Origin of the sequence: Prevotella pectinovora (assembly GCF_041323955.1) — a bacterium.
Classification (GTDB): Bacteria; Bacteroidota; Bacteroidia; order Bacteroidales; family Bacteroidaceae; genus Prevotella; species Prevotella pectinovora.
Genome location: NZ_JBGLIV010000001.1, coordinates 2,361,545 through 2,374,628, shown reverse-complemented (window position 1 = coordinate 2,374,628; position 13,084 = coordinate 2,361,545). Strand labels below are relative to the sequence as shown.

9 protein-coding genes and 1 tRNA gene are annotated in these 13,084 nt (G+C 42.0%); 5 read left to right on the top strand and 5 right to left on the bottom strand.

The features are described 5' to 3' along the window. Positions 1–22 precede the first annotated feature (22 nt). Positions 23–1,228: an ISL3 family transposase gene (locus ACDC99_RS09310; protein ID WP_042517111.1), complete on the top strand. Its 1,206-nt coding sequence runs from the start codon at positions 23–25 to the stop codon at positions 1,226–1,228. Between the two features lie 264 nt (positions 1,229–1,492). Here ACDC99_RS09310 and ACDC99_RS09305 read toward each other — a convergent pair whose 3' ends face one another. The 4 genes from ACDC99_RS09305 to ACDC99_RS09290 form a co-directional block, all read right to left on the bottom strand. Further along, positions 1,493–6,268 carry a hypothetical protein gene (locus ACDC99_RS09305; protein WP_370756625.1) on the bottom strand — a complete coding sequence of 1,592 codons (4,776 nt, stop codon included), beginning with the start codon at positions 6,266–6,268 and terminating at the stop codon, positions 1,493–1,495. Between the two features lie 15 nt (positions 6,269–6,283). Continuing rightward, positions 6,284–6,487, bottom strand: coding sequence for a helix-turn-helix transcriptional regulator (locus ACDC99_RS09300; RefSeq protein ID WP_370756624.1), 204 nt, complete (start codon positions 6,485–6,487; stop codon positions 6,284–6,286). A gap of 468 nt (positions 6,488–6,955) precedes the next feature. Then, positions 6,956–7,840, bottom strand: coding sequence for an IS3 family transposase (locus ACDC99_RS09295; protein ID WP_042517742.1), 885 nt, complete (start codon positions 7,838–7,840; stop codon positions 6,956–6,958). A gap of 32 nt (positions 7,841–7,872) precedes the next feature. Next, the gene (locus ACDC99_RS09290) at positions 7,873–8,313 is read right to left on the bottom strand and encodes a hypothetical protein (protein ID WP_052484576.1); all 441 of its coding nucleotides are present in this window, start codon (positions 8,311–8,313) and stop codon (positions 7,873–7,875) included. A gap of 52 nt (positions 8,314–8,365) precedes the next feature. Here ACDC99_RS09290 and ACDC99_RS09285 point away from each other — a divergent pair, with 52 nt between their 5' ends. Continuing rightward, a complete protein-coding gene (locus ACDC99_RS09285; protein ID WP_370756623.1) occupies positions 8,366–9,865 on the top strand; it encodes an ATP-binding protein in 1,500 nt (499 codons plus the stop codon). Between the two features lie 344 nt (positions 9,866–10,209). On the opposite strand, the gene ACDC99_RS09280 is transcribed toward ACDC99_RS09285, so the two are convergent. Continuing rightward, positions 10,210–10,291, bottom strand: a tRNA-Leu gene (locus ACDC99_RS09280). 206 nt (positions 10,292–10,497) lie between these two features. Between ACDC99_RS09280 and ACDC99_RS09275 the strand changes: the two genes are divergently transcribed. From ACDC99_RS09275 to ACDC99_RS09265, 3 genes are all read left to right on the top strand, one after another. Then, positions 10,498–11,586 carry a mannose-1-phosphate guanylyltransferase gene (locus ACDC99_RS09275; protein ID WP_370756622.1) on the top strand — a complete coding sequence of 363 codons (1,089 nt, stop codon included), beginning with the start codon at positions 10,498–10,500 and terminating at the stop codon, positions 11,584–11,586. A gap of 221 nt (positions 11,587–11,807) precedes the next feature. Beyond that, complete coding sequence (locus ACDC99_RS09270) at positions 11,808–12,287, top strand: RNA polymerase sigma factor (RefSeq protein ID WP_287074523.1); 480 nt, start codon at positions 11,808–11,810, stop codon at positions 12,285–12,287. Between the two features lie 19 nt (positions 12,288–12,306). Then, complete coding sequence (locus tag ACDC99_RS09265; RefSeq protein WP_044066152.1) at positions 12,307–12,900, top strand: hypothetical protein; 594 nt, start codon at positions 12,307–12,309, stop codon at positions 12,898–12,900. Positions 12,901–13,084: the final 184 nt, after the last annotated feature.

Below are 13,084 nucleotides of genomic sequence, written 5' to 3'. Positions count from 1 at the left end.
TAGTGACCAAACTCAATGATAAATGAATGCCAGCATAATGCATAAAGCTTTTGGCATATCCTTGCAAGAATGTTTGGATATGCGTTGCGAAAGTAATAAAATAGTTTTGAATATCCAAACTCCATCAGACAAACTTTGCTGTCCGGAGTGTGGAAGCCATAATGTAGTCCGTAATGGTTTCACGGCCAGACGCTTTGTGAGCGTGCCGATAGGTTGTTCAAAGACTTTCGTCGAGATGAAGATCCAACGTGTCAAATGTTCTGATTGTGGCTGCATAAAGAACGAGGATGTCGATTTCGCAAAAGGCAAGCGCAGGCATACGACCGCTTTCGCCAATATGGTTATAGACTTGTCGCGCTTTGCAACTATACAGGACATTGCATGGTTCCTGGATGTATCTTGGGACATGGTGCGGAACATACAGATGGAGTTCCTGCAAAAGGAGTATGGCAGCCCTGACCTTTCAAACCTCAGATACATATCCATAGACGAGTTCGCTACCCACAAGGGACAAGTTTACAAGACGATAGTCGTAGACTTGGAAACCGGGCGGATTGTCTTTGTAGGTGACGGTAACGGCAAGGCTTCGCTTGAGGAATTCTGGAACAAGCTCGGAGACAGAAAGAATGACATAAAAGCCGTATGCACAGACTTGTCGTCTGCTTATACGGGGGCGGTAACGGCAAATCTCCCCAATGCCTCTCTTGTCGTGGATCATTTTCATGTGGTAAAGCTCATGAATGAAAGGATAGACCAGTTGCGCCGCCAGTTGTGGCATGCTGAGAAAGACGTTAACAAGCGTAAGGTAATCAAGGGCACGCGCTGGATATTGCTGAGAAACGGCAACGACATCTTTGACGCAAAATACAAGACAAGACTTGACAATGTGCTGAACTTGAATGAACCGTTGATGATTGCATATTACCTGAAAGAAGACTTGAGGGAAATATGGAACCAAACCAACAAGGATGATGCAGAATTGGTGCTAAACGAATGGGTGCGGCAGGCCATGGATTCAAAAATACAGCCATTGGTCAAAATGGCTGCTACCTTGCGGGCCTACAAGCCATATATACTTGCATGGTATGACTACCCGATATCAAATGGCCCTACTGAAGGTATAAACAACAAGATTAAAGTGCTGAAAAGACAAATGTATGGATTCAGAAATGATGAATTCTTCACGTTAAAGCTATACGCTCTACACGACAAGCGTCTACGCATTTAACGGAAGAACCTTTTTTTATCCCTGTCTGAGTTTTAACATCGAAATATACTGGATAAGCACAGGACTCGTCGCTAAATCTTAGATAATTTTCTAACGATTTCAACAAGCATGTTTTGCCAAATCGACGTGCACCAATGATGCCTGCATTCCCTTTGCGCTTAGCACATGAGGTTAGAATGTCTATTTGACGTTTACGACCATACAGTTTATTTACATCTGTGATGTCAACTCCAACAATGAACGGTTCCATTATACTTTGTATTTTTAAAGTGAAAATTCGAGTGCTAAATCTCTATGATGCATATACCACCAGCGTCGGAAAAGATCCACATTCAACCTATAAACTTCACGTGTTTCATCCGTGAACTGGCGAACAACTCTTTTTTCTTCCAGATTTTTAAGAGCTCGTGTCATATTTAAACGTTTATCAGATGGAACATTGTATTTGTCCCAAAGCCTTGTTAATTCATCCATACTAACTCCTCTTTCAATTTGTGTGCTCTCTCTGATAAGATATGAAATACAAGAGATTAGTTGATGCTCAGCGATATTTTTTGGCGAAATTTGGTTGTTATGAAAGTTGGTTTCATCCATAGCTTCCCATGTGTCCATCTTTGATGGTTGTTCTTCCCCTGTTAGAACTTTAACAACATGATCCACATCTCTATATCCAAGATGTCGCTTTTTATGAGCAACTGCATATTTTCCACAATCAAGACAAATCCATTGAATCCAATAGGGAACGCAACCTGACAAGGAACGAATATATGCTTTTGCTTTTTCAACAAAAACAATGGATTCGCAGGCATCTATCAGCTCGTCAGCATATACTTGTTTTATTTCATTAATAGGCATAGATAGGGTATTGGTCATTTGACCTTCAATACCAAATTCTTTTTCTTTTGGCAATTCTTTAATATCATAAGTTCCTGCATAAACGAAACAAGCTTTTCCTTTTAATGCCAAATCTCTCAATTCAGAAATAAAGGTTGCATCCACCAAGCCTTCTTTTAACATGGGCTTTATATTAGAGAACTCATCTATAGTAATTAACGGTATGAACCCACATGAATTTAATGCGCCAACCATGATATCTAAGTCAGACTGACATAGAGTCTCTGGTAATTTCCTATTAGGAAAGAAGCCATCAACAACATCAAGAATGTCTTCTGGAAGTTTGTTATAAATATTTATTTCAAGAAGATTCATCCATAAATCAGCCACAGAGGCATTCTTAAACGAGATTTTTGAGAAGTCCCACTTGAATGTCTTTATTTTTTTCTCAGAATCTTCACGTAGTGGTTGCCCATCGATTCTTTCACAAAGATAGTCAAGAATAGATGACTTTCCTGTCCGAGTTAAGCCATATAGAATATATGTTTGTGTCCTGTCTTTCGACAAATAATGGTTAATTAAAGTGGAGAGATTTTCTTCTCGCCCTTTAAAAATGTTTTCTTTGGGCGTGTCAGAAATCTTCCATGGAATTTGAATCTCGTCTGTTAGTACTTCTCCACTTTCAACCTCATATGTTGCTTCTGATTCTGTTGATGGTAACTCTTTTCCTTCGTATCTAGATGTCAAGCTGAAATTCACGTCAAGAGACTCTACATTAAGAAAATCTGCAGATACGAAACTCTCAACACAGCAATCTCCTGCTGAAAGTTCGTCATTATGATTAATCGTATATTCTTTACCATTGATGCTTGCTCTTACTGTAAAAGATTGAGCCGTTGAATCACCTATATTGGTTACCAAGAAGTCAATGACTCCATAACCATCTTCATTCTCTTTTATATAGCAGGGGTCTGGTGTTATCTCCAACTTGGGATACGTGCTAACATATCGTTCTTCCAATAGTTGAGCAATTTCTTTTAACCACGCAGATATTAGATGAGAGAAGAATGTCCTTCCATAAAACGTCGCTGTCTCAGTGACCATTTTCTGTGCTCCCAACAAGATTTGCTGAGAACGGACAAGGAATTTTGTCCTTTCATTTTCTCTTAGTATTCCAGCATAAGGCTTCAAAACTTCAATGACTTCTTTTATAGATTTCATTACAATTCTATCTGTTGATGTCATTAATTCTTCAAATTCAGCAACTTTACTCCATTTCGTTTCAAATGTAGAAATGTCAAACGTGCTGAATCCCCATGAAAGGCAGTTGTCCAAGAATAATTGGAGTTCTTTAATTCTTGTTTTTCGATGAGAAAAAATTTGTTTGACAAATGAATTAAAACTTACAGAAGAATTGTTTTCAATCGTCGAATGTTCGATTTCATTAAACAAATTAAAAGCCTTGCGCCTAAATTCCATTGTTTTACACTTACCAGTGAAAACCCCTGTACCATCTGCATCGCTCGCTAATGTACCCCAAGCTCCTTCTGCAGCAGCACCTACTGTTATGTAAGCCGATAATAACGTTCTAAAATTTTCGGTACTATCATTATTTAAACAATCTTGCTGAAGTTGTTTCAGTGTACATGAATCCCACTCTGGATCTGGCGTTTTACCACCTTCCAATTGCGAAACAACAAAATGCAGTTGAAGATATTTTAATAACAGTTCTTGTAGATGGTTCTTCTCCCCCAATGTATTAAAAATACCCAAGGCCTCTATGTAATAACTACAAGCACTATCGCGGAAAGCCTGCAATTCATTAAGGCTATAGGAGTTCGCTTTTAAATGATTTGAGAAACGAGTAAACATACCATGTCCTTTAAATCGCGCATAATTTGCAATTGAAATTTTGAACATGACAGTATCCGTTTGCTTATTGTTATAATATGCTGCAGCAGCTTCCAAAAAAGAATATGCCTTGTCATCGTAAGTGTCTGACAGGCTGTTTCTATTGTTCTGTGCTTTTCCAAACAATTGTTCTGCAGGCACTATTTCACTACTTGGCAACAATTCTTGACGATGAGCTTCTTGTTCAACATCCTGAAGAAGCATTTTGCTTATGTTTTCATCAACAATATCGCGAGAAAGAGAGTCAATAAAACTATTAATTTCTCCCGGCTTTTTCTCGTTTTCATCTGCTCCCAAATTCATTATTGACTCCTTCAGCTTCTTAATGGCGTTGTTGTCCGGTCTTAACTTCTCTGCATATAAAATAGCCTTTAAAGCCTCATCTTTATTTTCTTCTTTCAAATACAATCTTGCCATAGTTGAATATAAATGGCCAAGACTATTCGCATTTAAACCGTCTTGCTGTTCTGTAACAGCAATAAGGAAGGCCAGAGAACGGATTGCCTCACTAACATGATCCAATGCGATTTCTGTATTAACTATTCGGTCCAAATAGCTTTTTAAATATTTGGGCGTAGGTCGACTTGTGCTGATTATATCATAGGACCTTTTGAGGCATTCTTCCTTCTTGCCATTTCTAATTAATGAGTCTAACTCTTTTTCCAAAGCTTTACACCTTGACTCCGAAAGATTTTTTAATTTTTTATTCAAAAAATCTAATGTATCTGTAGATGTCAAAATAGATGGCTTCTCAAAAGTGTCATTTCTTAACGAAGTAATATCACTTCGATTCTTTATTCTTCCAGAGATAGGGTCAATATCTATTTTCCCTATAATCTTCAGCTGTGGCGACCACCCTGATGTAGCAAGAAGCTGTTCAGTTTCAGTTTTAAATAAGGCTACTGATTTATTTCTGGCATTTTCTCCATCTTCATTATTGATCTCTTTATCATCCCTCTCGTCAGGTTTATTAATAATTACATCAAACTTTCCAAAGAAAAATTCGGCATTCTTTTCAAATTCCTTGAGTTCTAAATATGCCTTAGGCTTGCTTACAAAATGGTTTAGGTATGAAATGACTGCAAATAGAATCGTTCGTGCTTTGGAACCTTTCTTTGTAACCCCCTTTTCTACTTGCCTCAATATGGCGTCGTATGTCATCTCTACAATGGAACATCTGCAGATTCCATCAGGTGACAAACTGCCACAAAATACTCGTTTCCCTATTATGTTGTCATTCAAAAATGCCTTCTTGTTGCCCCATATGACACATCCTTGTTTAGTACATGTTATTGTTTTTCCTTCGTCTGTAATTACCATAAATGGGCCCGTTCCGCCTTTAGTAATGGTTGCATTTGTTGAAATAGCACTTGTTTCATTTATGCCCTCAATATCAAAAATATTCTTTAAATTGGTTTTGATTTGTTGTATGAAAGATTCTGCTGATGAGTCGTGTTGCAGGCTGGTAGAGTCAACTTCAAGAATCTTTAAGCTTCTAATTGCGTCATATCTTATTCTTAACCTTTCGCTTCCAGATGAAATCTCCAAATAAAGTTTGCCTACGTTGCTAACTATCCCAGAGTGCTCTGTCCCGTCACACATAACTTGAACAGCGTCTCCTAAAACGACCCCTTCAGCTATATCATTATCTTTTATCTGTGTACATCCACAATTAGGGCAAAAGATAGCTGAAGGGGATATTAAATGCTGACAATCAGGACATGGAAATAGATTTCTCTTTGCACTTAAAAGCGTTTTGGACCCCACATTGCCGATTAAATACTCTTGTCCAAGCAAATTATCCTTATTACTATATCTTTCATATATTTCTTTTGCATATGTAAAAACGCTTTGAGCAATCCTTTGAAGTCTAATGCCAGCCCAAATGATAGGTTCATTGTTAGAAGCTATATTCTTTATATATTTCGACTCCTGAATCTGATGAAAACTGAATATTACTCCATAAACGTCAAAATAAATGCATTTCTGATTATTATCGTAATAAATGGCAACAGCTTCAAACTTTTCCGGATTAACAAGGGAGATGTCTGCTAGTTTACTAATTTTTGACTTGATAAATCCATAAAACAGTTGGGATTTATACCGTTCTACTTTTATAGCTGTGTTTAGAAGATTTACAGCTGCAAGGATATAGAAAAGCGAATAAGAGTCCGTAAGTTCGGTGTTTTTAACAACAGACACCGCTTCATCAATAACATAATCATCAATGTGCTGACTCTCATTATCTTTCAGTTGATTGTATAGACTGAATATGTGTTCGGAAATTGTACTCATAATAACAAAATATACTTAGAAAATTTGGTCCACTAATATTTCTCTAATATTAACGTGTAACAATTCTGATATTTTAGACAATGTAAGTAAATCTGGCTGAGTCGTATTTGTACACCATTTGCTAATGGTCACTGGATCTTTGCCAAGTTGCTCGGCCAGCCACTTGTTCGTCTTGCCAGAATCAGCGAGTACCGCTTTTAGTCGATTCAAATTCTCCATTCTTTAACTTATTAAATTCTGGGACAAATTTACTGATTTATTTTTATAAAATAATGATTTTGTAGCATAAACTGGGTTAAAAGGCATTATTTGACTATTCCTAAAATTAGTTGACAGAATTGGATGCGATTAACTAATTAGGTTTACTACTTTTATTCAGTTCTCTGTTTTACTTTACAAGTTCTGTTAGTTGAACTGATTTGTTTTACAAGATTTCATCAGTAAACTGATTTGCTTTACTACCTTCTCGCATTCCAATTGCAAAGTTAATGATTATTCCTTTGATTAGTGCAAGAAATAAAAATATTTCGTAATTTTGCTGTCAGAAGCCGAAGAGGAAGCGAGCTCTGCTGAGGAGCAACTCGCCAGCAATAGGTTTCTGCATCACACTGAAATAGTGGTATGGGCGTTGTCTTTCGGGGCAGCGCCCATTATTTTAGGAGATGCTGTATGGCTAAGAAAAACCTATCAGCTGCCTGTGGCAGCAGGTCTGTTCCATGGATTGCACCAACACCTTTTTTGTTCTCCAACTTCTGTATGTACCGTTTCGGGAGTCTTGTATCCAATGCTCATATGCGGACGTTCTGTATTATAGAAACGTATGATACGAGTCAGTTCTTCCTTACAATTCTCTATTGACGGTATGCTCATCTTGTAGAGCCATTCTGTTTTGATGATGCCATTGGCGCGTTCTGCAATGGCATTTTCGAGAGGATCACCGCTTTGGGTCATGCTTATCATTATATTATGTGCCTTTAGCTCCTTAACGTATGCAGCACTACAGTACTGGCTTCCTCTATCAGAATGATGGATGAGACGGGATGCTGTTTCATCGTCAATTGTTGCCAGTGCCATACGCAGTGCCTCCAATGGGTATATGGTTTCCAAGGTCGGTCCTACTGCCCATCCCACAATCTTATGAGAATAGGCATCCGTGATAAGCGACAAGTAACACACACCCTCAGTTGTTTCTATGTACGTTATGTCACTGACCCATATTTCGTTAGGTCGCATGGGAACCACATCCTTTATCAAGTTGTCATACTTGTGGTAATGATGACTGGAGTCAGTTGTCTTGTAGTGACGACGTCTTTTCAACTGCACCATCAATCCATTGGCACGGAGCAATTCTATGAACGCATCTCGTCCAGGCATACGATCAGTGGATTCAAACAAGCGTTTGACGATGAGGTATAGTTTGGCACAACCAAGTCCAGGGTTATCCTTACGGTATTCTCTGGCCTTCTCCACTATCATGGTTTCTAAGGCATTATCGACAAAGTCATTGTCTGGATCTTCACGGTTGTAGAACGACTGTCTGCTATAACCAAACAGCCTGCAAAGGGTATTCATCGATGCTGGTGAAGACTCTTCGCGGAGCAGACTTACTGTTTGGTGCCAGATTTTTTTCTTATTGGAATATTGAATCGTTCTTCTGCAAGGTTAATCATTGTGTCGTAGGCATGGGCACGTAGTTTCTCTAGTTCTGCCTCTTTTCTTGCTTTCTTGAGCTCTGCTTTCAATTCTCTGATCTGCTCGTCTTTACTTTTGTTTGCCATAGTGTCATCGTTGTTCTCCTGCAAAGATACTAAACGATTTTCAGAAAGATAACGACCTACCCAAGAAAACAGCACCTGAATGTTGGAAATATGATGTTTCTCAACTAATTCCTCAGGCGTATTCTCGCCTTTAAGGAAATCAAGTGCAGCAAGTACTCGATCTTCTTCATCATGAATGTAGCGAGTGGATTCTACCCATACCCATTCATACTGACCTGTCGCTTCATTTAGGACACGATCTCTTTCACGTTTTACTTTTGTTCTCATACACTTTTGTTTTAGGCATCCAAAAGTGTCAAGTTTTTTAGGGTAAGTCAGTATGACAATAGAAAACATACAAGCATTGATTCATGGTGATGAGACTCGCACGTTGGAACTGAAGAAGACAACGGGCGAGTTGAAGGATGGTATGCGTTCTGTTTGTGCTTTCCTCAATACTGCTGGCGGCTGGCTGTTTTTCGGCATTACCCCAACAACCTTGAAGATTCTCGGTCAGGAGGTGACAGATAATACACGAAAGGAGATTGCCAGAGAGATTGCCAAACTGGAACCGCTGATAGACCTGCCGGTAGAATACATTGATGTGCCAGATCGTCCAGGTCATCAAGTCATTGCCATTCATGTGAATGCAGCTGGCTATTGGAATGCTCCCTATACTTACGATAGCAAACCCTACATTCGGATAGAAAGTACAACCGTTGTTATGCCTCGTGACATGTTTGAAGATAGACTGATGCGGAGCAAGAACAACCGATACAAATGGGAAGACCAAGTATGCGAAGGCATCACCATTGCAGACTTGGAGGAGCAACGTATTAGAGGTGGAGTGCGTCTTGGCGTTGAACGTGGCCGAATGCCAGAGTCTTCATTGATGGAAACAACAGAAAGCCTTGTCAAGAAATTGAAACTGACCACTCAAGATGGGAAACTGAAGAATGCTGCTGCCGCCTTGTTCCTGCATGACACCAGCCAGTTCCCTCAGTTCCTGCTCCGTATGGCTCGTTTCCGTGGCACGGATAAGAATGAGTTTTTCGACAATCAACGTGCCTATGGAAACTTCTTCACGCTATTAGATGCTGGCATGGCATTCTTCTTCAAGCATCTTTCTATTAGCGGTAAGATTGTTGGCTTTACGAGAGAAGAGAAGTTGGAAGTTCCTGCTGAAGCCTTGAGAGAAGCACTGACAAATGCTCTTTGCCATCGATTTTTCCACAATACAAGTAGTTCTGTTGGTATTGCCATATACGATGACCGTATCGAGATTGAGAACTCTGGTCATCTGCCAGAGGAACTGACTACTGAGACCATCAAACAGTCACATCATTCCTTCCCACAGAACCCAACCATTGCCGATGTACTCTTCAAGACAACATTCTTGGAGAATTGGGGTAGTGGTGTTGGTCGAATCATGGATGCTTGTCGAGAGGCTAACCTTCCTGAACCTGAATATAATCAGAATGCATCTTTTGTTTGGGTTACGTTTAGAAGGACAGCCATACAAGCATACAGCCCCTCAACCCCCACAACCCCACAAGATAAAAACCCCTCAACCCCCACAACCCCCTCAACCTCCAAGCGAGAGGCGGCTAAGTTGAAACGGTTGAGAACATTATTATCTGCAATAGGAGAAAATGGTGCTAGCCTGAAAGTTCTTATGGAAGCGATGCAGCGTAAGGATAGGAAGGGGTTCGTTTCCACATATATTACTCCTAACATAGAGACTGGATATATAGCCATGCTATACCCAGAAACACCGCATCATCCGATGCAGTCCTACTACTTAACCAACAAAGGCAGAGAGGCCTTGACCAATCTTTGAGTGCAATATCGACTTGTCACTCCCTACGAAGGCGGAGGATGCAAGTAAAATTCGTTCGTCGAAATGATTAGAATCCTAATTTGGCAGTTCTAACTGCCGAAATATAGATTGTTTAATCGTATTGATTGACGATTAAAGACATTTATTGACTTCCTGCAATACACTCTTCATTCCGGAATAGATCTACGATTCATCCCAAATTCGTGTTTTTCTGGTGGGGAAAATGGGGCTCACTTTGCACAAACTCTTGCAGATGTGGGGAAGATGTGGGGAAATTTTGGGAAAGAAAAATCGCTAAACCTCTTATTTTTAAGGGTTTAGCGATTACTATCAAGTTAAACTCGTACCCAGAGCCGGGGTCGAACCGGCACGGGTTGCCCCACTGGTGTTTGAGACCAGCGCGTCTACCGATTCCGCCATCTGGGCTTAAATGCGGTGCAAAGGTAATACATTTTGTTGCAATACGCAAACTTTTGCGGATTTTTCTTTTTAAGTAATGTCCAAATTGTTTTTGAACATTACTAAGCACTTCGAATAAAAGAGAAAAAAACATAAAATGTTGTGGGACTCTACAATAATGAGTAACTTAGTGCGTAATAAAGATAAAAACCATTCATTGAATTTAATGCGATATGAATTACAACAACGATAACTACTGCGTGATACTTGCCGGCGGAAAGGGCAGAAGGCTCTGGCCGGCAAGCCGTGAGAACGCTCCGAAGCAATTCCTCGACTTCTTCTCCACCGGACGTACGCTCCTGCAGCAGACCTTCGACAGGATGAAGAATATCATCGCTCCTGAGAATATCCTCGTGACAACCAATGAGGAGTATGGACATTTCGTGAGCGAGCAGCTTCCCGAGCTGCCCGAAGAGAATGTGCTGCTCGAACCCGTCAGCCGCAACACCGCTCCCAGTGTGGAGTGGGCCACCTACCGCATCCTCCACCGCAATGAGAAGGCAAGGATCGTCACGGTGCCGGCAGACCAGATGGTGATGGATGCCGATGCCTTCAGGCGTGATGTCTGCGATGGTCTCGACTGGGTGGGTGCCCATGACGGTCTGCTCGCCATAGGGGTGAAACCCACACGTCCGGAGCCGGGATATGGATACATTCAGTTTGAAGGCGAAGCCGATGCCAGCGGCATATACAAGGTGAAGAGCTACACGGAGAAGCCGGAGAGGGAATTTGCCGAGATGTTCATGAACAGCGGCGAGTTCTATTGGAACACCGGACTCTTCATTGCCCGCTGCTCCACGATGCGCAACAGCCTGAAAGCCTTGTTTCCGCCAGTGCTGAGCGTCATCGATTCGGCGTCGGTATATTCCCTTGAGGCAGAACAGGCACACATCGCCAAGCGCTATTCGGCTTACCCCAACCTCTCGGTAGACTCTGCCGTGCTGGAAAAGGGCATCAATGTGTATGTCAAGAACGCCTCTTTCGGCTGGGCGGACCTCGGCACCTGGCATTCCATGTATGAAACGATGAGCAAGTGTATGGGCGACAATGTGGTGATAGGCAACAAGGTGAAACTCGACAACTGCCATGGCAACATCGTGAAGATGCCCGACGACCATGTGGCGGTGCTCAACGGTCTCGACGGTTATATCGTGGCAGAGAAGGGCAACGTGCTCCTTGTCTGCAAGAAAGAAGACTCGTCAGCCCTCGTGCGCAAATACATCAACGAGGTGAGGATGGACCACGGCGAGGAATATCTGTAACGACGGTCTACCGGCGACTATTATAGCCCCAATCGGTGATTATGCCGGTTGGGGCTTATGATGACACAGACATTCAGCAACAGATGAGACGACACACGGCCTCTCTGAAAGTTGGACATATAAGGAAAAAGGGAAAAAAAGAAAAAACACGCACCCCTGGCGTAGTGAATCGCGCCACTCCTGCGTATTAAGAGTAGATATTCCGATAAAACAGTATTGCGATGGATGTAAGGAAAGATGAATTCGAAAAACTGGCACGAGAAAACAAGGACACGATCTACACCGTGTGCTATATGTTTTCCAAAGACCAGGACGAGGTGGCAGACCTCTATCAGGAGACGCTGATAAATCTCTGGAAGGGCATGCCGCAGATGAAGCGCGACGGCAATGTGAGAGGCTGGGTCTACAGGGTGGCTCTGAACACCTGCATCTCTATGGGACGAAAGAAGAAAAGCCGTCCCACGGTGAGGCTGACGATGGACGTCGACCCCTTTGAACCCTCCGACGAGCGTACTACGCAGGTTGGCATGCTCCACAGGCGCATCAGCAAGCTGCAGCCGTTCGACCGTGCCATCGTGTTGCTGTGGCTCGAGAACATCAGTTATGATGAAATCGGCAAGATGCTCGGAATATCCACGGCAAACGTGTCGGTGAGACTGGTGCGTATTCGTGAACAGCTCAAAAAAATGTCTAACGATTAACTTATTCAGGAGGCTATAAATGGAAAAAGATATTTTGATGGAACTCGACGAGATGCGCTCACAGTTCGGCGAACTCAAGTCGATGCTCAAAGACCAGCAGATAGTAAACGAGAAGATGGCGCGCCGGGCGATGAAGGGCGACTACAACAAGGTGCGCAAGGACCTTATCTTCGCCATCGTGCTCGAGGTGGTGGCTATTCCGCTGCAGGTGGTGCTGCTGCCGCTCATCGGAATGCCCACATGGTATTTGGTGTTCACCGTGTTGTTTCTCCTCTCGGCGCTCGTGGCTTCGGTGTATTCGCTCAGGCGCTATGCTTCAGCCGACATGATTTCTGGCAATCTCACCGAGGTGGCGCTGGGCATCGTGAAATACAAGCGTTTCGAACTGAAATGGTTCCTCTATGCCATCCCGTTGCTGCTCGTGTGGATATTCTTCTTCTTCTATTATCTCACAAGGGGCTATGAGTCAGAGCTGGTGCGCGGTTCGGTATGGGGCGGCATAATAGGAGTGATAATCGGTTTCACTTTCGGTTTCATCAACTATTACCAGAACCTCAAGCGCATGAACCGACTCCTCAGGCAGATTAAGGAGGTGAAGGGTGATGCAGTCTGACGCAAGGATGATTACAGACATGCCCTGATGGCTGATTTTTGCATAAAAATAAAAAAATGCGAAAAACCGTCAACCATCTGGTCTTGAACGTGTAAGTTGTTGAATCATAGATATTTAAGTTTTTTATTTACGACCCGAACTGTCTGGTAATTGTCTGGATGGTTCGGGCCGTTCCCTTTAGATT

Excerpts from the sequence above, each read along its gene's own strand:
- ACDC99_RS09310 (WP_042517111.1), top strand. The coding sequence starts at position 23 with ATGAATGCCAGCATAATGCATAAAGCTTTTGGCATATCCTTGCAAGAA.
- ACDC99_RS09305 (WP_370756625.1), bottom strand. The coding sequence starts at position 6,268 with ATGAGTACAATTTCCGAACACATATTCAGTCTATACAATCAACTGAAA.
- ACDC99_RS09300 (WP_370756624.1), bottom strand. The coding sequence starts at position 6,487 with ATGGAGAATTTGAATCGACTAAAAGCGGTACTCGCTGATTCTGGCAAG.
- ACDC99_RS09295 (WP_042517742.1), bottom strand. The coding sequence starts at position 7,840 with ATGAATACCCTTTGCAGGCTGTTTGGTTATAGCAGACAGTCGTTCTAC.
- ACDC99_RS09290 (WP_052484576.1), bottom strand. The coding sequence starts at position 8,313 with ATGAGAACAAAAGTAAAACGTGAAAGAGATCGTGTCCTAAATGAAGCG.
- ACDC99_RS09285 (WP_370756623.1), top strand. The coding sequence starts at position 8,366 with ATGACAATAGAAAACATACAAGCATTGATTCATGGTGATGAGACTCGC.
- ACDC99_RS09275 (WP_370756622.1), top strand. The coding sequence starts at position 10,498 with ATGAATTACAACAACGATAACTACTGCGTGATACTTGCCGGCGGAAAG.
- ACDC99_RS09270 (WP_287074523.1), top strand. The coding sequence starts at position 11,808 with ATGGATGTAAGGAAAGATGAATTCGAAAAACTGGCACGAGAAAACAAG.
- ACDC99_RS09265 (WP_044066152.1), top strand. The coding sequence starts at position 12,307 with ATGGAAAAAGATATTTTGATGGAACTCGACGAGATGCGCTCACAGTTC.